Consider the following 25,960-nt stretch of genomic DNA (forward strand, 5'->3'; position numbering starts at 1 on the left):
TTTTTACAATGAGTGAAAAGAAACATCATGTAACATCTTTGTACGAAAGGATTCCTGCTGTGGCAGAACTGAACAAGGTTCCGGGCTTTGACCCGCGTAAGCTGCTGCGCCGTACTGTTTCAAGGACGGGTAATGAGGAGGTTTTAAAGCTGGACCTCCGCTATAAAAAGCTGTGGTTCAGGCTGGCCCACCCCCATGGGAGGCTGAAGCTCAACGCTCTCCGTATTACGGAACAGCTTGCAATCTTTGAAGCTGGAGTGTATTTAGACCGCAGTGATTCGGAACCCATAGGAAACTTTACAGCCGCCTGTACCCGGGAGGAAATTTCAAACGGTCACTATGTAAAGGCGGCTCAGGAGGCAGCATTGGACGAGGCGCTGACAAACGCCGGTTTCGGCCTGCAGTTTTCTGATATCTGCGTTGGCAGAAATGGGGAACGGTATGGGAGCGAAATTCCTTTAGCTGATGTACAGACTGTCCGGAACGATAACAATGTGGTTGAACCCGCCAAAATCCCAACACGGGCAGATTACAGGACAGTAACGCCGCAAACATCTTCCACAGAGGTGAAAAGGGTGACGGAATCGACTTCTATCCCAGAGAAGGAAGAAAGGACAGTCACAATACTGGAGGCAGATAAAACCTTAACCAGTGAGGCTCGTTCCGATAACAGCGGGGAGATGGACCAGCTGCCAACAGAGCTGATGGAGGCTGTAACGGCTGAAAGCACAGTGAAAAGCCTGAAAACAGATACGTCTCTCCCAGAAAACAGGGCGGCTTTGGAACCGATGGCGCAGGAAACACCCCAGAGCCAGGTCAGCTATACGGCTGATATGCCTGTGGCGGAAATCATAAAGAGAATGACCTTTGAGGAAGCCCAGAATGTAACGGTCGATGAAGGAACCTGCAGCGGCTGGACCATGGCCGAGGTAGCAGAGCGCCGGCCGCCGAGCCTGAAATGGTATGTTTACGGATATAAAAAGAACAACAATATCCTCCGTGCGGCGGCCCAGATCATGTGGGATTCCTTAAACGGCCAAAAGGCTGGCTAAAGAAACACGGAATAAGACACGCAGCCATGAAGAAGGGAGAAACGGCAGATGGACTCTTATCCCCAGGATTTCCCATATGGAATATTGGATGTGGCGGAGCTGCTTCATTTGCAGAGACGCCGGCCTGGTCCAAACAGCATTTATACAGACTGCCCATTCTGCGGAGACCGGCGGGGTAAAATGAACCTGAACTATGTCAAGAATGTGTGGCGCTGTAATTATTGCGGAGAGCAGGGGGGAATGTTAAGTCTGTATGCAAGGCTGAACCATATTACTAACTCGGAGGCGAACAGAGAAATACGCGAGGCGCTCCGAATAGAGAATACCGTGTACAGCAGCTCGCCGGCAATAAATGCCAGAGGGCGTGCCGCTGATTCTGATTCGGGAGAACCTACACCCGTTGCTTTACCGGAAAACGCTATGGTACAAGCCGGCAGGAGATTAGAAGAAACACCACAATCCCCCCGCGCCAGTATACAGGAGATACATCAGACTCTTTCGCTGCTTTTTGGTATGTTGACATTGAGAACACCGCACAGATTGCATTTGCGCTCTGATAAGCGCGGCCTGACGGATGAACAAATTGACATTTTGGGGTTTAAAAGCACACCTCCGCCCTCTCAATGCCGCTCTCTTACTGATCGGATAATTCAGCAGGGCTGTACGGTACAGGGCGTTCCAGGTTTTTATCTGGACGAAGACAACCGATGGACGGTAAAGTTTAACCGCAGGTCATCAGGTATTCTGATCCCGGCGGTTGGCATAGACGGTTTCATCCGCGGCGCCCAGATATTGCTGGATATCCCAATGAAAGATAAGAACGATCCGCCGGATAAGGCGGGGACGAAATATATCTGGCTTTCATCTTCTAACAAAAATATGGGAGTCACATCGGGAAGTCCCGTTCATTTTATTGGGAATCCATGTGCGCGCACCGTCTATATTACGGAAGGACTGCTGAAAGCAGATATAGCCCATATGCTGATGGACCGCTCCTTTGTGGCTGTTGCCGGAGCCAATAATGTTGGGCCGCTGGACCCTTTGTTTGCAGCGCTGGCCCGGAATGGAACGGAGCTGATTGTCGAGGCAAATGATATGGATAAGTTTAATAACAATATGACATCTAAGGGAGCATCCAAAATATATCTGATGGCAAGGAGATATGGAATGGATTGCCGGCCGCTGACATGGAATCCTAATTATAAAGGAATCGACGACTGGCAGCTTGCGCTCCGAAGGAAGGAAAAACTGGTACAAGAAAATCCTAAATCGAGCTTTAAAGCGAGTTATCTTTTTGGCAAATGCAGTTTTGAAGCTATTGGCAGTTATATAGCTGATTGGCAGACGGATCAGAAAAAAGGAATCAGTCTGCAGGAATATTTAGGGCTGGCAAAAGCAGAATACGAGCTGTATACCCGGAACGAAGCATCGGAATTGGAATGTCTTTTAAATTCCCAGCGGCACTGTTGGAAGTTCCGTATTTATCAGTTAGATTTTGACGGGGAGCAAAAGACCATTCCCTTTGCTTTTATGGGAATTGAAGCGCTGTACAAAGCAAACTATACGCAGCCGCCTGCGGTGGAATACCGGCTGATGTGCGAGGATACGCTGATTTGTCCTGCGGATATGCTGGAAGAGCAGGTTTTGGATTACATTTTCAGCCGTTATAGCGGAAAATTGCCGGAACATTATCACGGGCGCAGTCTGGCGCCGTCCGATGTGGTGGAGTTATATGATCAGGGTAAGAGGAGTTATTTTTATCGGGATAAAGGAAATTTTGTTCCGGTAAACTTTTCACCTTTTTTTGCAAAGCCTATGAAGGAAATGAACTAATCCCGGCATAAGGGATTGAGAAGCAAACAGATTAAAGTTTAAAGGTAAAACAAAGGCGTGGAGCAGGTTAAAACCGATCTCCACGCTTTTGTTATCAGGAGGGAAGAAATGTTAAAAATTGATTTTATTTACGAAGTAACTGACAGAATCCGAAACAAGATGGTCGGCACATGTGAGGTGCTGATTAAAAGAATTACCCACAATAACGGGCAGCAGCTGACGGGTATATTGTTTAAGAAACATGGCAAAGAATCACCGCTAATCTATCTTGATAAATATTACGATCAATATGTGGATGGCCGAATGAGTATGGTTGAAATCGTCGATGAAATTATGAGGATACAAGGTGAAGGAGGGGTACAGGAATTGATAGATATTGGCGGTTTGGCCGATTACGAGGCTGTACAATCAAAAATCAGGCTGAAGCTGGTAAATTATGAGGCAAATAAAGCCCGTCTGGAAGGAATGCCCCATGTTCCGTTTCTTGATCTGGCAATCATGTTCTATGTTGAGATTGACAGCAACAGCCAGAGAATACTTACCGCTGCTGTGGAGCATCATCACCTGGAAATGTGGGGTATTGGGAAAGAACGTATTTATAATGACGCTCTTTACAATATGCGCGCCTGCTGTCCGGTTAGGATAAAATCTGTCATGAGTGTCATAAAGGAGGTGGAGGAAGAAAACGATGGAAACCTGGATCTGATAATATCAGAGGAAGATATTTCCCATGAGCAGGGTTTTTGGATTATGACAACAAAATTAGGGATACAGGGAGCTTCCACTCTTGTACATGGAGATGGTTTGAAAAAGTTTGCCCAGATCAATAGAGATAATATTGTAATACTTCCTTCGAGCATCCATGAGGTGATGTTGATTCCCCAAATGTTGGCAAATGGGAATTACGAATACCTCTCACATATGGTAGAAGAGGTTAATAGAGACGAGGTTTTAAGGGAGGACCGGTTATCAAACAGCATTTATCTTTATAACAGAAATGAGGATTCTATCACCATTGCATACAGGGGTCCGGAATTATGAGGTTGAGAGATACAATTTAACAATTACAGCAAATAGAAAAGGAGAATTTACTGATGCAGGATTCTTTAAATATTCATGTGTTGCAGCGTGATGAAACAGGAGTTTTGAATCCGGTGGATACCGCTGCGGAGGAACTGATGCTGCCCTCTGATCTGGAGGACAGCCGGGCTGAGACAAAGGAAAAGGACGAGGATGAAATACAGGAAGAGGATGAAAAACGCATGGAGCATGAAGCTTCCGAAGCTAGACGTAAAGAAAAATGGGAGGCAAGGCAGCAGGCAAAAAAGAAAGCAGAGCAGGAACAGCAGGACAGATTAAAAACCATGGACAACGATGAGGTCATGGCCGCTTCTATGAAGCGTGTCAGCGCCGATACGGAGCGGCTGACACGGCGGAATATGAAGGAGTGTGTGTCGGAGCATATACAGACTCTGTGCCTGGAAAGCCCGGATTTTGCCCGGTTGGTTATGCACCCTAGGAAAAATATGATTCACTGCTTCAGATACATTTACCGCAGAGCCAAAGATTTTATTGAGCAGGAAATGAAGAATAACAATGTCGAACTAACAACAGGATTATATGGTGAGGATGTGCCGGACGACCTCTGTTATCAGTGGGCCGAGGATTATTTCAGAGATTTGGACGCGGAAGAAGATAAGGAGAAGGAGGAGAAATTTGTTTCCAGGCAGTACCACGCAAAAACAGCCGGTAAGCCTCAGAAAGCAGTCAGGAAAAAAACGGAGAAAAAACAGGAGCCGGAGAAACAGGAGGTCTCGGCCGATGAAGGCGTTACAGGTCAGCTCATGTTAGATTTTATAACGGAGGTGAAGGCAGGATGAAGTTGAATAAAAAGGTATGCCGGAAATTTGCAGAACCAAAATGGAGTATGGATTTGAACCATGGTCTGTTCTGTGCGGAGCAGATTCAATACATTGTGAAGTCAGAGGTAAGGAATGTGGATCACCAGAGGGTTCTTATTTTGCATATCTATGACAGGAAAAAGGTGGCGGCAGGAGAAACACGTCCCTTGTGGACCATGTTTCAGAGCCGTAAACAGTATTTCACTCTTGCCCGCCGTGATGATGGCTCAACCTTCTGGAGAAGCGCAGCTTTTGACAATTTAGACAGGTACTATTTATTCAAAAATAAATGCGCGTTCTATTCCATGAATGATGAAAAGAGAGTCATGCAATTCTGCAAAACGGATCAGAAAGACGGCTTTTCCTGCCTGAACTCCCTGCAGTCCAGAATGATGTATCAAAGTATGCTGCAAAAGAGGCATAAAATGCAGAGGAAAATTATTGAAAAAATGAAAACAGTTCCTGGGCTTCCCAGAGGGATAAAGGGCTGGATAGACCGGGAAATTGTGCCGGCCTACATATTTTACACGTATTCTAAGGACAGAAAGGAAATGGACGGATACTGTACTGCCTGCAAACAAGCGGTAAAAGTGTCAGGAATAAAACATAATGCGGAAGGAAGCTGCCCGCATTGCAATAAGGCTGTGACTTACAAAAGCCGCGGACGGCGCGGAACAGTCATAGACAGGGAAACCGTACAGGTCTTACAGAAGATATCAGAGAAAGAGCTGGTGGTCCGTTTTGTTAAAGTATACCGTAAATATCCAAATGCCGATGTGCCAGAGGATAGTCTCTATGAAAGCGCCAGAATATTCATAAATTCGGATCGTGAAGGACGTAGAAAGTCGGAGCATTTTTATCATCAATTTAGCTGTCAGGATATTACTCCATGGAAAAAGGGGAACCGTCCTGTGTTCAGCAAATGGCAATATAATTTTAACGCGGATCATAACGGCTATCTGTACGACAGGAATCTGGAATTAGTTCTGGAGAACACACCCTGGAGGTATTCCCAGCTGGAGCGTTACTATCAGGCAAACAGGACGCCATTTTATGTGATAAATTACCTGCAAAGATACCTGGATTATCCGATGCTGGAATATATGGTGAAGCTGGGCTTGTACAGATTAGCGGCAGATATTGTGAATCCAGATTATTACTGCTATGCGTTGAGTCAGACAATTAATGAAAAGGGTAAAAATATCCAAGAGGTACTGGGCCTGAATAAAAGCCATCTGCCGATGCTTCAGGAGATTAATCCTGGCAGCAAGCAGCTGACACTCATCAAAAAGTATTTAAAGAACCACATTCATTTAGATGTAACACTTTTTAACTGGTGTGCGAGAAATGGGGTCAGCCGGCTGGAAAACCTGACGGTTCCATTACAGTACATGACAGCCTATAAATTAATCCGATATGCAGATGAACAGTTTGAGATATATAAAACAAAAAGCTGGGCCACAGCTGGATATCGTGATATGGAATCACTTTTAAACAGCTACAGAGACTATCTTTCCATGTGTGAGGCACTGGAATATGATTTAAGCAACAGCTTTGTCCTCTATCCGGCTAATCTTCCGAAAGCACATGATAAGGTCAATGATTTATCAGATAAGGAGCAGGCTAAGGTGTATGAGGGACAGATCCGGAAGCTGTATGAAAAACTGAACAGCCAGTATGCCTTCTCGAAGTACGGATATTTTATAACTCTCCCGCGCACAGTAAAAGAAATTATTGAGGAGGGACACAAACTCCGTCATTGTATTGGAACATATGTCAAAATGGTTGTTAAAAGACAATGCCTGGTGTTCTTTGTACGAAAAGTCAATGAACCGGAGAAGCCTCTTTGTACGGTTGAATTGAATGGAGCGGAAATCGGTCAGACGAGCATGTTTGCCAACCGAGCACCAACTCCTCCCATTAAAGTATTTCTGAAGGAATGGGAGCAGGAAATTTTGCAGGCGCCGGTTCTGCAGTCCGCAGCTTGAGCAAGGGGGAAAAGGCGTTTATACCTTTTCCCTTTTCTGTTTTTCCGAATAAAGCATGTAGCGCTTACCTCCGTTGTGCTTTGCATGATAGAGAGCCTGGTCCGCCAGTTTTATTAATTCTGTCAAGCTGTCAGCGTCTGATGGATAGAAGGCGATACCTATACTCACAGCCAGTCCGCATTTCTTTTCCTCCATCTCCAGCCGCTGTGCCATTATATCAATAAGCTGCCGCGCCTTTCGAGCCGCATCTTCTGGTAGCGCTATTTCATTTGAAAAGACAATAAATTCATCACCGCCGAGGCGTGCCACAAAACTATTGCTGCCAAAGATTTCAATAAGGCAGTGTGCAAATTTCTGCAACACACGGTCACCTTCCGGATGACCGAGCGTATCATTGACTTGTTTGAATCTATCTAAGTCAAGCATTATCAACGCGCCGGATCTATTTTCCTTGTGGAGCAACGCCGAAAGTATTTTCTCAACGGCCAGCCTGTTTTTCACACCAGTTAGAGGGTCAATCATTGCCTCCTGTTCGGCATTCATTAGCAATTTTTTCTGTTCGCTGATGTCGAAAAAGGCACACAGCACTGTTTGAGAAGTATTAGAGCAATCAAAATTTCCATAAACCCACTTTGTCTGCCCATTAGCGTCCAGCACCCGAAACTCATGTTCGGATAATCCGACAGGAAGCGAGGCAATAGAGTCACGGTCCTGTGGGTGGATGATAGGAAGTAGAAAGCTGCCGATTCGTTTGTTATATTCTTGTGGTGAATAAGCGAGGAAATTATAAAAAGCGTCATTTGCACTCAAAATGGAATAGTCGCGGTTATTCTTGAACTGTACCACTGAGCTGGGCACGGTCCGGTATATAGACTGAATATTCTCATAGGATTTCTGGAGTGTCCTGTGGTTCTGATGTTTCAAATAAAAAAGGAGTGAAGCAACAACTGAAAATGAAAGTATTATAACAGCGCTGTAAAAACTCGTACTTCTTATGATGGACTGTGCTTTTGCATCAATGACGTTGGAGGGGATTACCAGAGCCAGGTTCCAGTCATTGATCCCCACTGGAATAAACTTCATTATGCGCTCCTGCCCGTCCCGATTATAAATGATACTGCCGCCAGTGCCAGATTTCATATTGCGGAGCATGACTTTTACATCGTCCGATGTCAAGGTGCTGGAAGTGTTTTCTGCAATATCATTAAGCGTCTTATAGTTTGATGCTATGGGGTCGGTTAGTGCCCGAAAAATTATGCTTCCGTTTGATTTTATGACATAGTTATATCCTTTTCCATCAAAAGCGCCAACTGTAAACAATTCGGATAAATTTTCCATAGAATAGCGCCCGAGCAATACGCCTTCTGGCTGTCCATTGTCAGTGATGGGTACGGAAATAACAAGTTTTTCACTTTTTCCATCGACTTCCGGCAGCCACATGACGGAGGAGCTGCCGTTCATTGCACTTTGAAAATAAGGCTCCTGGGAGATATCGGGTGTTTCCGGATAGTCGGGCACATAAAGCCTTCCCTCTTTATCAGCCGCTGCCATCCATTTAAAACGGGTTATATCAATCCACTGGCTCAATATCCTCAAAGTCTGTGGAGATGATAGCGGCACATCAAGTTCACTGATAGAAGCTGCCAGCCCTTCCAAATAGGTTTGATCGCTTTTTATACGTTCACAAATGAGCCGGGCATTTTGTTTGGTTAATTCCTCCATATAGGCATCGGTTTCTTCTTGCAGAGCTTTATGGACAGAATTACTATAAACGAGAGTTGTTATGATAATTACCGCCAGTACCAAAAAAAGTGAAACGCTAATGGCGAATAATGGCTTTTTATAAAATCGCATTGTAGTCTCCTGTCCAATGTGTCAGTAAATACTGACATTATATAATGGCACAACCTACCTGGTCAATGTGTTTTATGGAATCAGGGATTCTGTCTTTTTAATAAGTTTCTTAGAATAGCAAGTATTAAATATTTGTTAAAATTGAATCATCCCTGTTGACAGGAGATGCCCTCGCTCATATAATGCCAATAAAACACATAAACATATTTTTATTTCAGAAAGGAACTTAAATCTATATGGACGACGCCGATAGCGACGCTGCCCGAAGTTATAGTAATATAAACAATCGAATAAGCTTCAGTACATAAAAGGCATAACCTGCGTTGTTTTATAAAAGCGCGGGCTATGTCTTTTTGTCTTCTGACTTAGAATAAATAACTAATAATATCTCAAAAAGAAAGGAGTGGTCTTTCCTATATGGAAAATCACAAGCGACTGCCTTGGCACGCAACAGAGCCGGAGGCAATTTACAAAGCGTTACACACCTCTGAAGAAGGGCTCAGCGATGCCGAGGCTGCCGAAAGGCTGGCCCGCTTCGGGCGCAATGAACTGCGTCAGAAACCGAAAAAAACCATCTGGCAGATGATTAAGAGCCAGATTACCGATCCCATGGTGCTGATTTTAATTGGCGCCGCTGTTTTCTCCGCCGTGCTTTCAGAATGGACGGAGGCAATCGTCATACTGACGATTGTAATTATCAATGCGGTAATCGGAATTGTACAGGAAAAGAAGGCGGAAAGCTCCCTCGAAGCATTGAAACAGATGAGCGCGCCTAACGCCAGGGTTTTGCGCCAGAGAGAGGAAAGTATTGTGCCGGCCAGCGAACTGGTTGTCGGAGATATCGTCCTGATTGATGATGGGGCAATGGTTCCGGCTGACTTACGGTTAATCGAATCAGCGAATTTGAAAATACAGGAGGCGTCACTCACCGGGGAGTCCGTTCCATCGGAAAAGGACGCCAAGGAGATTATGCCGCAGGAATGTGTGCTGGGAGACCGGGCCAATATGGCCTATACCTCCTCTATCGTGACCTACGGCCACGGAACCGGCGTGGTGGTGGCAACCGGTATGAGTACAGAGGTCGGCAATATTGCAGGGCTTCTGGAAAACCAGGATGAGCTGGATACCCCGTTAAAGAGAAAGCTGAACGCGGTGGGTAAGACCCTCACCGTGGTGGGTATCATTGTCTGCGCCCTTATCTTTGCAATCGGCGCTTTTTACGGAAGGCCGTTGATTCCCCAGTTTCTGGTGGCTATATCTCTGGCAATTTCTATTATCCCGGAGGGACTGCCTGCCACGGCAACGATTGTCATGGCTCTGGGTGTCCAGAGAATGGCTAAGCAGAACGCCTTAATCCGGAAGCTGCCGGCGGTGGAAACACTGGGCAGCGCCACGGTAATTTGCAGCGATAAGACAGGAACCCTGACCCTAAACCAGATGACCGTCACCCAGATTGCGGTGAACGGGGATTTTGAAGCGGGGACAACGACAGCGGTTGAATGTGCGGACAAAGAGCACCCGGACGTTTACCGGGAGCTGGTTTACGCTGGAGCGCTTTGTAACAACGCGAGTCTGGACCCGGATCACAAGGGAGAAATCATCGGAGACCCCACGGAGGGGGCCTTGATTTTCCTGGCACAGAAATTTGGGATAGACCATGAAGAATTGGAAGAAACGTACCCCAGGCTGTTTGAGCAGCCCTTTGATTCGGAGAGAAAGCGGATGTCCACCGTTCATGAAATTAATCAGAAGCTGGTTTCCTATACAAAAGGCGCTGTGGACGAAATGCTGCCTTTGTGTACGGGTATGCTGACTTCCCGGGGTGTGCGTCCGATTACGCAGACCGATATCAGGCAGATTCAGGATATGTGTGATTCCATGTCACAAAAAGCCTTGCGAGTGCTGGGATTTGCCGTGAAAACCCTGAAACATCTGCCGGAGGACGAAGAAGAAAATATTGAGTTTGATATGACCTTTATCGGCGTGGCCGGTATGATTGACCCGCCAAGGAAAGAGGTAGCCGAATCTGTACGGACCTGCCGGAACGCCGGTATCCGCACCATTATGATTACGGGAGACCATAAGGTAACCGCTCTTGCCATTGCGAAGGAGCTTTCCATCTGGCAGAATGGCGATACCGTAATATCGGGTGAGGACTTGTCTGCCATGAGTGAGGAGGAACTGGACCAGGCGGTAGAACACGCCACGGTATTCGCAAGAGTGTCTCCGGCGGATAAACTCCGCATTATCCAGTCCTTAAAGAGGAACGGCGAAGTGGCTGCAATGACGGGTGACGGCGTAAACGACTCCCCGGCGTTAAAAGCAGCAGATATTGGTGTGGCGATGGGACGCACAGGAACGGACGTTGCAAAGGAAGCGTCTGATATGATTCTCCTGGACGACAGTTTCACCACGATTGCCTATGCAATCAAAGAAGGGCGCCGCGTATACCGGAATATCCAGAAGGTAATCCAGTTTTTGCTGGCGGGAAATATTGCGGAAATCACAACCTTGTTTCTGGCAACCTTATTTAACTGGGAAGCTCCGCTTCTGGCCGTTCATATACTCTGGGTAAACTTAGCGACCGCTACACTGCCGGCTCTGGCTTTGGGCGTTGACCCGGCAAGCAAAAATATTATGAAGCATAAGCCGGTCAAGGCGGGAACCTTGTTTGAACGCGATTTGATTGCCAGAGTGATACGACAGGGAATTTTCGTGGCGGCTATGACAATCGCCGCGTACTTTATCGGAGCGGATCAGAGCAGCCATACCACAGGCCAGACCATGGCTTTCAGTGTGCTGGCAATTTCTCAGATGCTTCGTGCATTTAACCAGCGCTCCAACACAGAACCTATCTGGGTGAGGGCGGAGGGGCCGAACCCGTGGCTGGTTGTATCGTTCCTGGTATCGGCCGGTCTGATGGCATGTATCCTGTTTATCCCGTCTCTGCAGAGCGCTTTCCGGCTGACCTATTTAACCGGAACCCAGTGGCTCACCGTTATGGGGCTTTCTATCCTGTCCATTGTTCAGATGGAGGCTGTGAAGTGGGTGAAACGCGCCAGGAAAAGGGAGAAACGATGATTTCTATACGAGGAGGTAACGTATGAAAACAGAAAAGAGGAGAGCATTCATTATCCATTTTGCTTATTTTTCAATTTTGTTTTTAATGGCTTTTACGGTTTTAAAATATGGCTTGTCCATGCTTTCCCCGTTTGTGGCGGCATTCCTGATTGCGTGGGTTTTAAAAGGCCCGATTGGATTTGTGTCAGGAAAGCTTCGCTTAAACTGGAAGCCAGCGGCTATTCTGGTGGTGCTGTTGTTTTACAGCACCATCGGATTTTTAATATTTCTGTTGGGTGTCAAGGCTTTGTCCGCAGCAAAGGAACTTACAGCCAATCTGCCCGGTATTTACGCATATTATGTAGAACCTGCTTTAATCAGCCTGTTTGACAGCTTCGAGCAGTCGATTTTCCGGGTAGACAACACACTCCTGGCTGCCTTTATGGAACTGGAAACTCAGTTCGTCCAGTCGGCGGGGCAGATGGTTTCCGGCCTGTCCATGGACGCCATGGGGCATATCTCTGGGATTGCCTCTTCCCTGCCAGGCTTATTTATTGAAATCCTGCTCATGATTATTTCTACGTTTTTCATTGCTTTGGATTACCACCGGCTGACGGGATTTTGTCTGATGCAGCTTGATGGGAAAGCAAAAGATGTATTTTTCCAGATCAAAGAATATGTGGTAGGCACTTTGCTTGTATGTATCCGGTCCTATGCGCTGATTATGACGATTACGTTTGTGGAGCTGGCAGTAGGACTGTCTGTCATTGGCGTAAAAAATTCAGTTTTAATTGCGTTTTTAATTGCCCTCTTTGATATTCTTCCGGTATTGGGAACCGGAGGCATTATGATCCCGTGGACTATCCTTACGGCGCTGCAGGGAGATTATCCGCTGGCGCTGGGACTTTTGCTGGTTTATCTGTTTGTTACAGTGGTCCGCAATATATTAGAGCCAAAGATTGTCGGCAGCCAGATCGGGGTTCATCCGGTTGTGACCCTGGCGGGTATGTTCGTGGGCGCCCAGTTGTTTGGCGTCCTGGGGCTGTTTGGTTTTCCAATCGGGATTTCCCTGCTGCGCCACTTGAATGAAAAGGGAGCAATAAAATTATTTAAGATGGCGGAGGAAAAGTAATGAGTATGGGAATGTTTTTTGGATTATTGGGCGGTTTGGCGCTGTTTTTATATGGTATGCAGATGATGAGCGTCAATCTGGAAGCGGCGGCCGGCAGCCGTATGAAGCATATTCTGGAACGCCTGACAGCCAACCGCTTTTTAGGGGTATGTGTGGGCGCCGGCATTACGGCGGTGATTCAGTCCTCTTCCGCCACAACGGTAATGGTGGTGGGCTTTGTCAATTCCGGACTTATGACGCTTAGGCAGGCAGTCTGGATTATTATGGGAGCGAATATCGGAACTACTGTCACCGGGCAGCTGATAGCTCTTGATATTGGTGAATTGGCCCCGCTCATTACTTTTATTGGCGTGGCGCTGGCACTTTTTGTTAAAAGGAAACAGACCCAGTTTGCCGGAGGTATTATTGCTGGTTTGGGAATCCTGTTTATCGGCATGGGCATGATGGGGGAGGCCATGGTTCCTCTGCGTGAATCGGAGGCATTTGTCAACCTTATGACCCGGTTCTCAAATCCGCTGCTCGGAATTTTGGCCGGAGCTGTTTTTACAGCCATCATTCAGTCCTCCTCCGCTTCCGTGGGAATCCTCCAGGCGTTGGCTGTCAGTGGTCTGATCGGTTTAGACAGCGCGGTGTTTGTGCTGTTTGGACAGAACATAGGAACCTGCATTACGGCGGCGCTTGCTTCTATTGGAGCGAGCCGTGACGCAAAGAGGGCGACTCTGATCCATCTGTTGTTTAATGTAATCGGAACAGCTGTATTTACGGCTGTCTGTATCATTTGGCCGCTTACAGGCCTGGTGGGAAGTTTTACGCCACATAATCCTGCGGCGCAGATTGCCAACATGCACACGCTGTTTAATATTGTGACAACGCTTTTGCTGCTGCCATTTGGAGCACAGCTTGCCCAGTTGGCAGGAAGGCTTCTGCCTGATAAGGCCATGGGAAAGGCGGAGGAGGAACGCTGGTTTGAGGATCTGCTGGAGTCAGAGCATGTGCTGGGGGTATCGGTAATTGCCAGAAAACAGTTGAAGGAGGATATCGGGCGGATGCTTTCCCTGGCTGCGGAAAATGTGGACAAGGGCTTTCTGACATTCGGGGACAGGGACGAGGCGGAATTGGAAAAAATCCTGGAGCGGGAGGAAGAAATCGACCTGCTGAATGCACGGCTGTCGCGGAAAATCTCAAAGGTTCTCCAGGCAGAGCATTCCCCGGCTGAGGTGGAAGCCCTGCGCCACATGTTCACGGTTATCGGCAACATAGAGCGTATCGGAGATCACGCAAAAAATCTGGCGGGATATGCCAAAAACATGATGGACCGGAAACTGGAGCTGTCAGATCAGGCGTCGGACGAGTTGGCGGAAATGAGGCAGTCCTGCAGGTGCGCCCTGCGGCTGCTCTGCAACGCGGATTATATTGCTTCGGGCTATCTGGCGGAGGAAGCCGCTCTGCTGGAGCAGGAGATTGATGATAAGGCAGCTTTGTACCGGTTGAACCAGATGGAACGTATGGGCGTGGGAACCTGCCATGTTGAGACTTCCATTCTGTATTCAGAAATTTTGACGGATTTTGAGAGGATTGGAGATCATGTATTAAATATAGCACGCGCCTGGGCCGGCCTGGAGGAGACGGACCGGCTCCCTGTAAGTGAAAAGGAGAAATTATGAAACCTGGAAGAAAGAGTCTGGCGGCTATGCTGTTGCTGCTGGTTATAAGTGCTGCCGTTGTATGGTTTGGGCTGGGGGACGAGATAAAAGGTGCCAGGGATATGAGGTTTGGCATTGATATCCGCGGCGGTGTGGAGGCTGTTTTTGAGCCGGTGGGCCTAGACCGCGCTCCCACGGAGGCAGAGGTCACGGCTGCCCGCAACATCATGGAATCCAGGCTGGATGATAAAAATATTCTGGACAGGGAGGTCACGGCGGACATCGACCGGGGATATGTGATTGTCCGCTTTCCATGGAAATCAGGGGAGACACAGTTTAACCCGGAAGCAGCCATTGCAGAACTGGGAGAAATGGCGAATCTGACGTTCCGCGACGAGGCGGGAAATATCATGCTGGAAGGAAGGGACGTCTCTACCAGCAGCCCTGTGGAAAGCGGCGGAACCGGATTAAAGCAGTATGCCGTGGAACTCCACTTTACAGAGGAGGGGGCAAAGAAGTTTGAGGACGCCACAGGGAAGCTGACCGGTCAGCGCATGGGGATATTTATGGATGATGTCATGATCTCAAACCCAGTGGTAAAGGACCGGATTACGGGCGGGAATGCTATTATTGACGGAATGGAAAGCTATGGGGAGGCGAAGGAGCTGTCTGACAAAATCAACGCGGGCGCCCTTCCTTACTCTATGGCGACCCGGAATTTCAGCACAATCAGCCCTTCGCTGGGATCGGCCGCCCTGGATATCATGATGGGAGCCGGGATTGCGGCATTTGTATTACTCTGTATCTTTATGGTGATAAAATACCGGCTTCCGGGTTTTGTGGCCTGCCTTGGAATGGCTTTTCAGATGTGCCTGCAGCTTTTAGCCATCTCAGTCCCCCAATATACACTGACACTTCCTGGTATCGCGGGTATTATCCTGTCTCTGGGAATGGCGGTGGATGCAAATGTAATTATCAATGAAAGAATCGGTGAGGAATTAAGAGATGGATCTTCTTTAAGGGACGCGGTTCTTGCCGGGTATAAGCGGGCCTACAGTTCCGTGATGGACGGCAACATTACCAGCGCTATTGTGGCAGTCATTCTGATGATTTTCGGCTCAGGTCCTATGCTTAGCTTTGGTTATACGCTACTGGCCGGTATTATTATCAATGTTGTAATTGGAGTGTACTATTCAAAGGTGGTTCTGCTGTCCCTGGTGAAGGAGGGCTGTTTTTCCTCTCCAGGCTGGTTCCGTTATAAGAAAGAACAGCGGATCTACCAGTTTATGAAGCACAGAAAGGTCTGGCTGTCCATATCGGCGGCGGCCCTGTTTTTAGGTTTCCTTGGACTTGCCAGAAATGGCGTGAGCTTGGACACCCAGTTTACCGGGGGAACGACACTGAAATATGAGATTCAGGAGGAAACGGATTCGGAACGGCTGGCATCATCCCTGGGAGAAGCGCTTGGAAGAAATGTGAGCGTCCAGTTTACCAGGGAGGATGGACAGGGAAGGCAGTCCATGGTTGTTACGTTTGCCGGAAAGGAAGGTATCAGCCCGCAGGAACAGAAGCAGGCCACGGATCTGATTCACAGAGAATATGGAGAAATGAACGCGGAGCTCTCGGAGACGTATTCTGTCCAGCCCTATATCGGGCAGCAGGCGTTAAACCGATCTATAATCGCTATGGGACTTGCGGCAGTATTGATTACTCTGTATGTATGGATTAGGTTCTCGATTCTGTCCGGGCTTTCCGCGGGGCTGGCGGCCATGGCGGCGCTGGTACATGATGTGCTGATTGTGTTTGGCGTGTTCCTTGTTTTTGCGATTCCTCTGAATGACGCATTTGTGGCGGTGGTGCTTACGATCATTGGGTATTCCATCAATGACACTATTGTTATTTATGACAGGATACGGGAAAATATGAGGAAGGGGGAAGGGAAGGATATATTCTGGTTAGTGGATATGAGCGTATCCCAGAGTCTGTCCCGGTCTGTCTATACGTCCGTGACAACCGTAATCGGTGTGCTGATTCTGGTGGCAGTGTCATGGTATTACCAGATACCTTCCATTTTTGAATTTTCTCTTCCTATGCTGTTTGGAATTGTCAGCGGCTGTTTTTCTTCGGTGTGCATTGCCAGTATCCTGTGGGCTTTATGGGTGAAGAAGAGGGACGCGTGGCAGACGGGGACGGAGTAGCTTGGCGGAGCGTAATTTAACCGGGGTACTATGCCCGGTTTCCGCGTGAATAAACAACAGGCAAAAACAGGGGCGTTGGGATATGTGTTGATTATCCCACCGCCCCCTACTCGATTTTGTATCCACCGGATTCCGGTTTGACAAAACATAGTCCCGTTCTTACTAATCAGGTGTTTATCAAAGATTATTTATCCTGTCTCTAACTTTTTTCATCAATTTAAACCAGATACGGCTGCAATACTGTTCATTATGTATTAGCAACTCATACATATCTATTTTACCTACGGATTGAATGAATCCAAAGGCGCCCAGGGACAGACCGATGAAAATGAAGATATGGTATACGGCAGAGCCGATATAGCCTTTTGCGTCGATAGCAATAAATGTGATACAGACTGCCAGTAATAAGGCGCTCACGGTTGCTGCAACTTGATAACGCTTCTTAATCTGCATATATTGAGCGGACAGTTCCTGATAAAATACATGATCCAGAATCAAGGGTTCCTGCTTCAGAATTTTATGCGTGTCGTTTTCTTTAAAGGCACCGACAATCCAGATACAGATACCTGCCAAAAGAAATACGGCAATGCCTGGTGTTTTTAGGGGATCTCCGTCTGGCAACATGTTGTAAGGAATACCGCCAAGCAGCCAGGCTGCGGTTCCAAGGCCAAAATATCTATTAACCATGCTTTCGCTGGAAAGATAGCTGACCGCCATCTCTCTTGTGACATAAATATTGCCGCTGTTTTGATTTTCTATTCCAGTGGTTTCTTTTAAAAGAAAGTCTACAGGAACCTGAAAAATATCTGACAGCTTTAATAACTTTTCTGTTTCAGGATATCCATGGTTGTTTTCCCATTTACTGATTGCCTGACGGGTTGTATTTAGCTGCTCGGCAAGGGCTTCCTGTGACAATCCCTTTTCTTTTCTGAGGTTGAAAAGCTTCTCTCCAAAATTCATGTAGATTCCTCCTGATTTTGATGTTTTTATAATACCAGAACAAGCGGAATCCTTCTATCTTTTGCTGGATACACTTTGTCAACTTTTGGTTGCAGTCCTGAAAGATACTTATTCTTCAGGTAAAGGCGGTTGATTATCCTTCACCATCACACGGATCTGCTCCACCCGTTTTTCCGCCATTTTTAAAACAGTAACATTCAAATTCTGGTATTCAAACGAGTCCCCTTCCTTTGGAATCCGTCCGGCCAGTTCCATCACCCAGCCGCTGGCAGTGAGAAAATTAAAGTCCTGGTCTTTCTGCAATAATTCAAAAAGCCGGTCAATATTGGCGCTTCCCAGGACCAGGTATTCCTGATCGGATATCTTTTCTATTTCCTGCACCACTGTATCATGCTCGTCCCAGATATCGCCCACCAACTCCTCAAGAATATCCTCCAGCGTGACAATTCCCACGGTTCCACCGAATTCATCCAGTATGACGGCAATGTGCATTTTATCCCGCTGAAGCTCCTTTAAAAGCTGACCTATTTTCTTTGTTTGGGCGATGAACATGGCGGGCTTTATCATTTCCCGTATATCCCGGTCAGTGCGGATAATGTAGTTATGGAAATCCTTTTGATAGAGGATTCCGATGATATGGTCGATATTATCTTCATACACTGGCAGCCTGGAGAAGCCGGTCCGGGCAAACAGCTCTGCAATTTCCTCTTTGTCAGCATCCATTGGGATTCCTATAATATCAATTCTTGGGGTGAATATATCGCCTGCCTCCAGCTCCGTGAATTCAATGGCGCTGCGGATCAGGGTTCCTTCCTGCTTGTTGATCCCCCCGCCCTGCTCGGCCTCGTCTACAATGGTAAGCAGCTCTTCTTCCGTAATTCCCCGTTCATCGGAAGAACGGAAAACGGCGGACAACAGCTTTTTCCATTGCCGAAACAGGAAGTTGGCGGGGGCAAGTATTTTAATAAAGACATTGAGGAGGGGGGCGGATAGCATGGCGAGGCGCTCCGGCGATTCCTTGGCAATACTTTTTGGAGATACCTCCCCGAATATCAGGACTACAATAGTAGTTACCACGGTGGAGACGCTGGCTCCGGCCTCGTCACCCAAAAAGCGCACGAAGATGAGCGTGGACAGGGAGGCGCAGGCAATATTCACAATATTGTTGCCAATCAGAATTGTGGAGAGCATACCGTCGTAGTCCTCCGACAGCTTCAGGACAAGAGCGGCCCGTTTGTTCCCCTTTTCCGCCATGTTCTTTACCCGGATACGGTTAAGAGAAGAAAATGCCGTCTCCGTGGCGGAAAAATAGGCTGACATAATGATGCAGAAAACAATAATAATGAGGGATATGGTGTCACTTTCCATTAAGGTGATTCCTTTCTGTGATGTTTTTTCTTTCTTTTTACACGAAAACAGGCATGACTTCCCGCAACGGGCGCAGTCATGCCTATCTATGTATGGAAAAACAAGTTGTCGTTATATGGGGCAGCGTCTTCTGGCGCGTTGTCCGGCATGTAATGTATTCCCTCCTCCAGTTTAATGATATGGCAAAATTATACCAGAACAGAGAGCCGGAATCAATAAAAATCTGTTATTTCGTACCGTTCCAGAAATCACCATATCTTTTTGAAAAAGCCAGGGCCTGACAAAATATAAAAATAGTGTTAAATGTATCCACATCCTGTTGACAGCAGATGCCCCTCCCCATATAATACCTTCATAACCTTGAAATAGGATTGATACGAAAGGAAATTACGGAACGTATGGACGACGCCGATAGCGACGCTGCCCCAGAATATAAGAATAAGAATCAGAATAAAAAAGGCATAACCTGCGCTTATGAAAGGGCGCAGGCTATGTCTTTTTGTATTCTGACTTATATAAATAATGATTTAGAGAAGAAAGGTGGGTGAAACATTGACAATTATAGAAGTTGTGGAAATATTAAAGGCGATTATCTTTGGCTTCATTCAGGGAGTGACGGAATGGCTTCCGGTCAGCAGCACAGGGCACATGATTTTGCTGAATGAGTTTCTGCCGCTGCGCCAGTCGAATGAGTTTATGGAACTGTTTTTTGTGGTTATCCAGTTTGGATCTATTCTGGCAGTTCCGCTTTTGTATTGGAAACGGATGGTCCCCTGGGCTTTGAAGGGCGGTTTTCGTCTAAAGCCGGATATCCTTCTCCTATGGGGGAAGATTGTCGTTGCCTGTATTCCCGCGGGCGTAGCGGCGCTTTTATGGAACGATGAGATAAACAATCTGTTCTACCACCCTTATGTGGTGGTTATTATGCTCATTGTTGTGGGGATTCTGTTTCTGGTGGTGGAGGCGCGAAAAAGAGAACCTGTGGTTCATACCGCGGTGGAGCTAACCTGGAGGGCTGCCTTATGGATTGGTTTTTTCCAGATGATTGCCGCCGTACTTCCAGGGACGTCCCGGTCCGGCGCAACGATAATCGGAGCATTGATGATCGGGGTATCACGTATTGCGGCGGCGGAATTTACCTTTATCATGGCAGTCCCTGTCATGGTGGGGGCAAGCTTATTTAAGATACTTCAATTTGGCTGGGAATTAACCTGGGTAGAGGCGGTTATCCTGCTGACCGGAATGATTGTGGCGTTTCTGGTATCTCTGCTGGTGATACAGGGACTAATGAATTTTATTAAGAAGCACAGCTTTAAAATTTTCGGGTGGTATCGGATTGGCTTAGGGATTGTTATGGCAATGTATCTACTTACTTAAATCAGGAGGTATAAAATTTGAAAGGTTCTGTTTTATCTGTCATGCTGAAAGGTCTCTGTGTTGGCAGCACCATGATGGTCCCCGGCGTCAGCGGAGGTTCGATGGCAATGCTGCTGGGGATTTATGACAGGCTGATATACTCTGTTAATTCTATTCGCAGCGTCAAGAGTCTGCTGTTATTGGGGACATTTTCTGCTGGAGGTTTTATCGGTATCCTCCTGTTTTCCCAGCCGCTGCTCTCCCTGTTGGATCGCTATCCCATGCAGATGCTTTATTTTTTTATGGGGGCGGTGGGAGGAGGGATTCCATTGATGTTAAAGAAAGCGGAGGTCCGGCAGTTATCCATACCCGTTTTAGTCTGGCCGGCATTGGGGATGCTGCTCGTATGGACACTGTCCGTACTTCCGGAAGCTCCTGTCCAGACGGGATTGTCCATGGGGGTAAAGGAAACGGTATTTCTATTAATGACCGGTATTGCAGCTGCGGTGGCTTTGATATTGCCTGGAATCAGTGTTTCCTATCTGCTTCTTGTTTTTGGGGTTTATGACGGTATGATCCTGGCCCTGCACGGGTTTCATCTGCCTGTTTTAGTTCCATTCGGAGCCGGGGTGCTTTTGGGGATTTTTCTTTCTACAAGAACTTTGGAACATGCAATGAAGAATTATCCACGGCCCACGTATTTAATTATTTTTGGATTTATACTGGCTTCCCTGGTGGAAATTTTCCCAGGGGTGCCAGAGGCCAATCAGATGCTTCTGTGCGGTACACTGGCTGGGGCGGGATTCTTTGCAGTCCGTTCACTTTCCGGGTTGGAGGAAACAACATAGGGGGAAGCTGGTGCCCAGAGGTTTTATGTCAAAACGCTGTATGGTAGGTTTTGAATAGATTAAGGAGAGTAGTACAGCTGAAAGGTGATAAGAAAGAATTTGAAATGAACCGGATAACAGCTTCTTATTTTACAAAAATAGCTGCTTTCCTGGAGTTTTTTGTGGCTGCAATCCTCCTTGTTGCCATATTATCTGGAGCGATTCTTTTAGCAGTGAATTTAATGGGGGACTTGATACATAATCCGCAGGTGGTAGACTTAAATCAGGTTTTAGGGGATGCGCTGGCGCTGGTTGTGGGGATTGAGTTTATCAAAATGCTGGTAAAGCACGCTCCGGAGGCAGTAGTAGAGGTCCTGCTGTTTGCCATAGCCAGGGAGATGGTGGTAACACATGCTGGATCGGCTGAAACCCTTATGGGGGTAATTGCTGTGGGAATTATTTTCCTGATTCGCCATTACCATTGTCCTGCAAAAACTGCCGGGGCGGAAAGGGGTAAGGAAGTTTGATAAGATTGCTATTACGGAATTATGAGTATTGGAATTGAGAGGAGGTGCCAGGATGGGAAAGATTGTTATTATCACTCTTGATGAAGCGGAGGAGCATGTTTTAAATAAGATATTGGACAGCATAGAAGCTGAAAAAATCCAGTTTGTAGATATATCACCAGCTCCGGTGCTGTCCCTATCAAACCTGTCACTTTATCCGCATGAATGTAAGGTAGAGGTCAACGGTCAGGAATTGACATTAGGGCCTCGCCAATTTGCGCTTCTGTATCTCCTGGCTCGCAATGTGGGACGCATTTTTACGAAAGAACAGATTTACTATCAGGTGTGGAATGAATCCACGGCTATTAATGTAGATGAAACAATCCGCTATCATGTCAGTGAAATCCGGAAGAAGCTGGAACAGATATATGGCTATGACTGCATAGAGACGGTCTGGGGAATTGGATATCGGTTTAAGCACGATAAATAATACGCAATACGCATAAAATTTCTGTGGTCTGTTGAAAAAGACGTAATTGGAACGTAAAGGATAAGTATAAAAATTAAAAAGGAGATGTATTCTATGTTATTAGCAATCGACCACGGAAATAAACAGATCAAGACGATTCACTGCCCGCCATTTGTGTCCGGGCTGCAGCAGAGTATTGAGAAGCCATTTGGAAAAAATATAATTCAATGTAATGGGACTTACTATACTCTTTCCAACCAGCGAATTCCTTACCGGAAGGATAAAACGGAGGATGACCGGTTTTTTTATCTGACACTGTTCGGCGCTGCTAATGAAATTGAGGCTATGAAATGTTATTCAGAAGATGTGATACGCATTCAGCTTGCGGTAGGGCTTCCGCCAGCTCACTTCGGCGCTCAAAATAAGAGCTTCACCGGATATTTTATGAACCGGGACGTGATTAAGTTCCATTATCACGGTAAGCCACATTCGATATATATTGAAGATGTGGTCTGCTTCCCCCAGGCTTATGCGGCCGCTGTAACCATGATGGAATCTCTGATTGACAGCCCCAAGGCGTTGGTTTTGGATATTGGCGGGTTTACGGCGGATTATCTTTTAATGAAATACGGACAGGCGGATCTTTCCACATGTGATTCCCTGGAAAATGGCGTGATTTTGCTATACAATAAGATTCGCTCAAAAGTAAATGCTGAACTGGATTTGCTTCTCGATGAAAGTGATATCGACGCCATACTGAAGGGACAAACAGACGGATATACAGAGCAGGCGGTTCAACTCGTTGAATACCAGGCGCAGGAATTTATTAATGATCTGTTCAATACCCTGCGGGAGCGTATGATTGATTTGCGGTCAGGCAGCGTTGTATTTGTTGGGGGAGGAGCGATTCTGCTTCGCAGACAAATAGAGGCGTCCGGCAAAATTGGCAGGCCCTTATTTGTGGACGAGATTAATGCCAATGCCAAAGGATATGAATTTTTGTATCAGCTTGAAATGGCGGGCAGGTGATTCCTATGGCGGCTAAAAAGGACAGGGAGCGCTTTACGATTAAGTTTAATGAAAATGATCCTGCACACAGAAAGGTCATTGAGATCCTAGAGAGCCAGGGAGCGCACAGCAAGGCTCCCTTTATCGTCAATGCAATCCTGCATTATATCCATTGTCCTGAAACCCCGGATATTCCTGTTTCATGGCTGATGGATAAAGGGGCGATTGAGGAGATGGTGAGGGGGATTTTGAAGGAGCAGGCGTCAGAAGCTTCAACGCCGCAATCTGTGCAAAAAACGCAGCCGACAGTTAAGGTTCACCCCGGGCCTGCAGCAGCAATACATACTGCGGCAGACATGCAGCCTGCGGTAAATACCGTGCAGACTCCAGAACAGGAAGAGACGCCGGCAGCGGTTTCCCGACAGGAGCAAACGGTTCCCCCAGTCTGCAAGGAGGAAGAAAACCATGCACGGGCTTTAATTATGAATACATTGTCGGCATTCCGGAATAACTGAAAAGGAGACATGGGAGGTTTATTTCTCCTGTGTCTCCTTTTCTTTAACAGCGGCTACAAAGCTTCCGATAATATCTTCCAAGTGTCTGTATTGATTCGGCGTCAGTTCAGATACCTTCGGGGAAAGGAGTGATTTATCTTCCTCTGTGACCTTACCCAGCAGCAAATAATCCGTACTGATTCCAAGAGCGGCGGATATTTTAATAATTGTGTCGGGCCGCATGGCTTTCTGTCCCAATTCAGCGGTGGAAACGGTCTGCGGTGTGATGTTTGCTAACTCCGCCAGGTTTTCCTGCGTCATATGAAGCTGTTTTCGCCTATCATGAATCCGTTTACCCATTTCTTTTAAAAGATCGTCCATTTATCGTGCCTCCATGCTATAGTTATAGTTTATCGTCTATGGCATGGTTAATTAAGCGTCTATGGTTGATTTTTAACGTCCATAGCATGTATAATAGTAATAATTTTAGAATTTATTAAGGAGGAATTGGATGGAAAAACTCGCATGTACAGTGATAGGACATAAACCAACGCGATTTAAGTTTAAATACAAAGAAAATTATTCTTTATGCAAAAGAATAAAAAATGCTATGGCAGAACAAGTTAAGATACTCCATGCAATAGGTGTACGCCGTTTTTATATAAGTGGTTCACTGGGAGTTGGCATATGGGCCGGTGAATTGATCCTACGCCTGAAGGAACGGCCTGGATATGGGGACATAGAGTTTTGCATTGTTTTTCCATATGAAGGCTATGATGCGAATTGGGATGAACGGAGCCGAAAACGCATGAACTTTCTGAAAAAGCACAGTGCGGAATGTATAACCATTAGAGGTGCAGACGGCAGAGAAGGATTTTTCCGGCAAAATTATTATATGGTTGATCAGGCGCAGCACATGGTAGCCATTTATGACGGAAATCATACGGTGAAATCAGTCACAGGACAGACCGTAAAGTATGCCATGCGAAAGGGGCTGAAAATCGTATACATTCACCCGGATACGGCGAAAATCCTCTGAATGATTCGGCCGGCTACTTTTTTAACCCTTTAATAATGGCTTTCACATTCCCCAACTGCTCATGATCCAGGGCCTTTATATCGTCAAGCATTTCTTTATACTCTGTAGGATAGCTGTTATCACTGTCGAAAAATTCGGCTGGCGTAACGCCTAAGTATTCGCAGATATAGAAAAAGACCTGCATGGACGGAAAGCCGTTTCTGTTTTCCAGCGCGTTAATATACCCCGCGCTTTGTCCAATGGACAAGCTCATATCCCGCGCAGATACCCCTTTTTCAGAACGTAATTTTTCTAACCGTTGATAAAACAAGTTTTCATACATACCAAATCACCTCTGTATATGATTTTACCCTATAGGTGACTGTAATATGTCTGGATAGGCTAGATACTCACCCCTTAATATCTGATTGTATTAGATATAATGATAAAAATAACTTTTTTAACCAGATAGGAGATCTTATGAAGAAGATATTTACTTTTGGCATATCAAGAAAAGTCTGCATACTATTTATCACTTCTGTTTTGCTTTTGCTGGCATGTATAGTTGGCGCTGGTCTGTCAAATAGACAAAGAGGGGATAAAACCAGGCAGTGGGAGCAAGAGCAGCCAGGACAAAACGAGCCAGGGCAAAGCCAGGAATCTGATATTGAACAGGAGGAACCTCCGCGATACAGGTCGGATACAGCGCCAGAGGATTGCCTGCTCTGTAATGGAGGAAAAGAGACGCTGCTAACCTGGTACTTTGGGCAGGAAAATGTAGGCTTTATCAGCCTGAATACTTTTAAGCTGTCATGTGTGGAAATTAACCGGTATGATGATCATAAGAAACTGATAGAAGAGCCTGTAAAGGGGTCATCTTCTCACATATTGAATACTGGTGACGACGGTTTTTTGTCATTGGTTTCAGAAGATCCGAACAGAGGATACGCCCGTGCCTCCCTCACCTTTAATAATGATGAAGTTCTGGATATAAAAAAGGCCGGTAAATTTTTATGTACAGATTGTCTGAATCGTATGATGAGTGAGAGCTGGAGCGATGAACCGTATGGAATCGGGGTGATTGACTTTAGGACAAAAGATATACGGCTCCTGGAGCCGGATATTACGGCATTTATTTTTAATGACTATTATATTACCTGCGATCTGCGTAGAAAAAAGGGAAGAGGATTCAAGCGTGGAGATGGATTTGTTGGTTTTTTATTGCCCGGAGAGATATGAAAAATAGATGGTGTGAGAATACTTCCATTAAAAAGCGTCCCCTCTGATTACTGC

The 25,960-nt window shown here is 46.4% G+C and carries 24 protein-coding genes; 19 read left to right on the forward strand and 5 right to left on the reverse strand.

Annotation, left to right across the window (positions count from 1 at the left end; all coding sequences use genetic code 11):
* Positions 1–8: 8 nt before the first annotated feature.
* The 6 genes from HMPREF9473_RS00300 (at position 9) to HMPREF9473_RS27995 (ending at position 6,774) form a co-directional block, all read left to right on the forward strand.
* Entirely contained in the window at positions 9–1,052 is a 1,044-nt protein-coding gene (locus HMPREF9473_RS00300; protein ID WP_242663930.1) for a hypothetical protein, read from the forward strand.
* A 26-nt stretch (positions 1,053–1,078) separates the two neighbouring features.
* Positions 1,079–1,231, forward strand: coding sequence for a hypothetical protein (locus HMPREF9473_RS27990; protein ID WP_242830756.1), 153 nt, complete (start codon positions 1,079–1,081; stop codon positions 1,229–1,231).
* A gap of 1 nt (position 1,232) precedes the next feature.
* Entirely contained in the window at positions 1,233–2,885 is a 1,653-nt protein-coding gene (locus HMPREF9473_RS00305; protein WP_242830757.1) for a YodL domain-containing protein, read from the forward strand.
* 57 nt (positions 2,886–2,942) lie between these two features.
* Complete coding sequence (locus HMPREF9473_RS00310; protein ID WP_006771594.1) at positions 2,943–3,926, forward strand: DUF5688 family protein; 984 nt, start codon at positions 2,943–2,945, stop codon at positions 3,924–3,926.
* Between the two features lie 53 nt (positions 3,927–3,979).
* Entirely contained in the window at positions 3,980–4,765 is a 786-nt protein-coding gene (locus tag HMPREF9473_RS00315; RefSeq protein ID WP_006778099.1) for a Cas9 inhibitor AcrIIA9 family protein, read from the forward strand.
* A 1,112-nt stretch (positions 4,766–5,877) separates the two neighbouring features.
* Complete coding sequence (locus HMPREF9473_RS27995) at positions 5,878–6,774, forward strand: PcfJ domain-containing protein (protein ID WP_242830758.1); 897 nt, start codon at positions 5,878–5,880, stop codon at positions 6,772–6,774.
* 18 nt (positions 6,775–6,792) lie between these two features.
* Here the strand turns inward: HMPREF9473_RS27995 and HMPREF9473_RS00325 are convergent, their stop codons facing one another.
* Positions 6,793–8,628 (reverse strand): sensor domain-containing diguanylate cyclase, encoded by a 1,836-nt coding sequence (locus HMPREF9473_RS00325; protein WP_006771591.1) that lies wholly within the window; start codon positions 8,626–8,628, stop codon positions 6,793–6,795.
* 417 nt (positions 8,629–9,045) lie between these two features.
* On the opposite strand from HMPREF9473_RS00325, the gene HMPREF9473_RS00330 reads away from it, so the two are divergent.
* The 4 genes from HMPREF9473_RS00330 to HMPREF9473_RS00345 are packed head-to-tail and all read left to right on the forward strand — an operon-like array spanning position 9,046 to position 16,661.
* On the forward strand, positions 9,046–11,709 hold the full coding sequence (locus HMPREF9473_RS00330) for a cation-translocating P-type ATPase (protein WP_006771590.1): 2,664 nt from the start codon (positions 9,046–9,048) through the stop codon (positions 11,707–11,709).
* 22 nt (positions 11,710–11,731) lie between these two features.
* On the forward strand, positions 11,732–12,820 hold the full coding sequence (gene ytvI / locus HMPREF9473_RS00335) for a sporulation integral membrane protein YtvI (protein WP_006771589.1): 1,089 nt from the start codon (positions 11,732–11,734) through the stop codon (positions 12,818–12,820).
* Complete coding sequence (locus tag HMPREF9473_RS00340; RefSeq protein ID WP_006771588.1) at positions 12,820–14,484, forward strand: Na/Pi cotransporter family protein; 1,665 nt, start codon at positions 12,820–12,822, stop codon at positions 14,482–14,484. Before ytvI ends, HMPREF9473_RS00340 begins: the two co-directional genes overlap by 1 nt.
* On the forward strand, positions 14,481–16,661 hold the full coding sequence (locus tag HMPREF9473_RS00345) for a protein translocase subunit SecDF (protein WP_006771587.1): 2,181 nt from the start codon (positions 14,481–14,483) through the stop codon (positions 16,659–16,661). Before HMPREF9473_RS00340 ends, HMPREF9473_RS00345 begins: the two co-directional genes overlap by 4 nt.
* 177 nt (positions 16,662–16,838) lie before the next feature.
* Here the strand turns inward: HMPREF9473_RS00345 and HMPREF9473_RS00350 are convergent, their stop codons facing one another.
* A complete protein-coding gene (locus HMPREF9473_RS00350) occupies positions 16,839–17,621 on the reverse strand; it encodes a helix-turn-helix domain-containing protein (protein WP_006771586.1) in 783 nt (260 codons plus the stop codon).
* A 108-nt stretch (positions 17,622–17,729) separates the two neighbouring features.
* Positions 17,730–18,989 (reverse strand): HlyC/CorC family transporter, encoded by a 1,260-nt coding sequence (locus HMPREF9473_RS00355; protein ID WP_006771585.1) that lies wholly within the window; start codon positions 18,987–18,989, stop codon positions 17,730–17,732.
* A gap of 92 nt (positions 18,990–19,081) precedes the next feature.
* Between HMPREF9473_RS00355 and HMPREF9473_RS27885 the strand changes: the two genes are divergently transcribed.
* The 7 genes from HMPREF9473_RS27885 (at position 19,082) to HMPREF9473_RS00390 (ending at position 23,670) form a co-directional block, all read left to right on the forward strand.
* On the forward strand, positions 19,082–19,270 hold the full coding sequence (locus HMPREF9473_RS27885; protein WP_006771584.1) for a hypothetical protein: 189 nt from the start codon (positions 19,082–19,084) through the stop codon (positions 19,268–19,270).
* A gap of 259 nt (positions 19,271–19,529) precedes the next feature.
* Positions 19,530–20,366 (forward strand): undecaprenyl-diphosphate phosphatase, encoded by an 837-nt coding sequence (locus HMPREF9473_RS00365; RefSeq protein WP_006771582.1) that lies wholly within the window; start codon positions 19,530–19,532, stop codon positions 20,364–20,366.
* Positions 20,367–20,383: 17 nt separating this feature from the next.
* Entirely contained in the window at positions 20,384–21,193 is an 810-nt protein-coding gene (locus HMPREF9473_RS00370; RefSeq protein WP_006778101.1) for a DUF368 domain-containing protein, read from the forward strand.
* Positions 21,194–21,297: 104 nt separating this feature from the next.
* Positions 21,298–21,699, forward strand: coding sequence for a phosphate-starvation-inducible PsiE family protein (locus HMPREF9473_RS00375; RefSeq protein WP_006778102.1), 402 nt, complete (start codon positions 21,298–21,300; stop codon positions 21,697–21,699).
* A gap of 52 nt (positions 21,700–21,751) precedes the next feature.
* Positions 21,752–22,168 (forward strand): winged helix-turn-helix domain-containing protein, encoded by a 417-nt coding sequence (locus tag HMPREF9473_RS00380; RefSeq protein WP_006771579.1) that lies wholly within the window; start codon positions 21,752–21,754, stop codon positions 22,166–22,168.
* 93 nt (positions 22,169–22,261) lie between these two features.
* The gene (locus HMPREF9473_RS00385; RefSeq protein WP_006771578.1) at positions 22,262–23,176 is read left to right on the forward strand and encodes a ParM/StbA family protein; all 915 of its coding nucleotides are present in this window, start codon (positions 22,262–22,264) and stop codon (positions 23,174–23,176) included.
* 5 nt (positions 23,177–23,181) lie between these two features.
* Positions 23,182–23,670: a hypothetical protein gene (locus tag HMPREF9473_RS00390; protein ID WP_006771577.1), complete on the forward strand. Its 489-nt coding sequence runs from the start codon at positions 23,182–23,184 to the stop codon at positions 23,668–23,670.
* An 18-nt stretch (positions 23,671–23,688) separates the two neighbouring features.
* Here HMPREF9473_RS00390 and HMPREF9473_RS00395 read toward each other — a convergent pair whose 3' ends face one another.
* Positions 23,689–24,030 (reverse strand): helix-turn-helix domain-containing protein, encoded by a 342-nt coding sequence (locus HMPREF9473_RS00395; RefSeq protein WP_006771576.1) that lies wholly within the window; start codon positions 24,028–24,030, stop codon positions 23,689–23,691.
* A gap of 130 nt (positions 24,031–24,160) precedes the next feature.
* On the opposite strand from HMPREF9473_RS00395, the gene HMPREF9473_RS00400 reads away from it, so the two are divergent.
* Entirely contained in the window at positions 24,161–24,688 is a 528-nt protein-coding gene (locus tag HMPREF9473_RS00400) for an SLOG family protein (protein WP_006771575.1), read from the forward strand.
* Positions 24,689–24,701: 13 nt separating this feature from the next.
* Here the strand turns inward: HMPREF9473_RS00400 and HMPREF9473_RS00405 are convergent, their stop codons facing one another.
* Positions 24,702–25,010 carry a helix-turn-helix domain-containing protein gene (locus HMPREF9473_RS00405; protein WP_006771574.1) on the reverse strand — a complete coding sequence of 103 codons (309 nt, stop codon included), beginning with the start codon at positions 25,008–25,010 and terminating at the stop codon, positions 24,702–24,704.
* Between the two features lie 137 nt (positions 25,011–25,147).
* Here HMPREF9473_RS00405 and HMPREF9473_RS00410 point away from each other — a divergent pair, with 137 nt between their 5' ends.
* Positions 25,148–25,906, forward strand: coding sequence for a hypothetical protein (locus HMPREF9473_RS00410; protein WP_006778103.1), 759 nt, complete (start codon positions 25,148–25,150; stop codon positions 25,904–25,906).
* Positions 25,907–25,960 lie beyond the last annotated feature (54 nt).

Origin of the sequence: Hungatella hathewayi WAL-18680, from assembly GCF_000235505.1 — a bacterium.
Taxonomy (GTDB): domain Bacteria; phylum Bacillota; class Clostridia; order Lachnospirales; family Lachnospiraceae; genus Hungatella_A; species Hungatella_A hathewayi_A.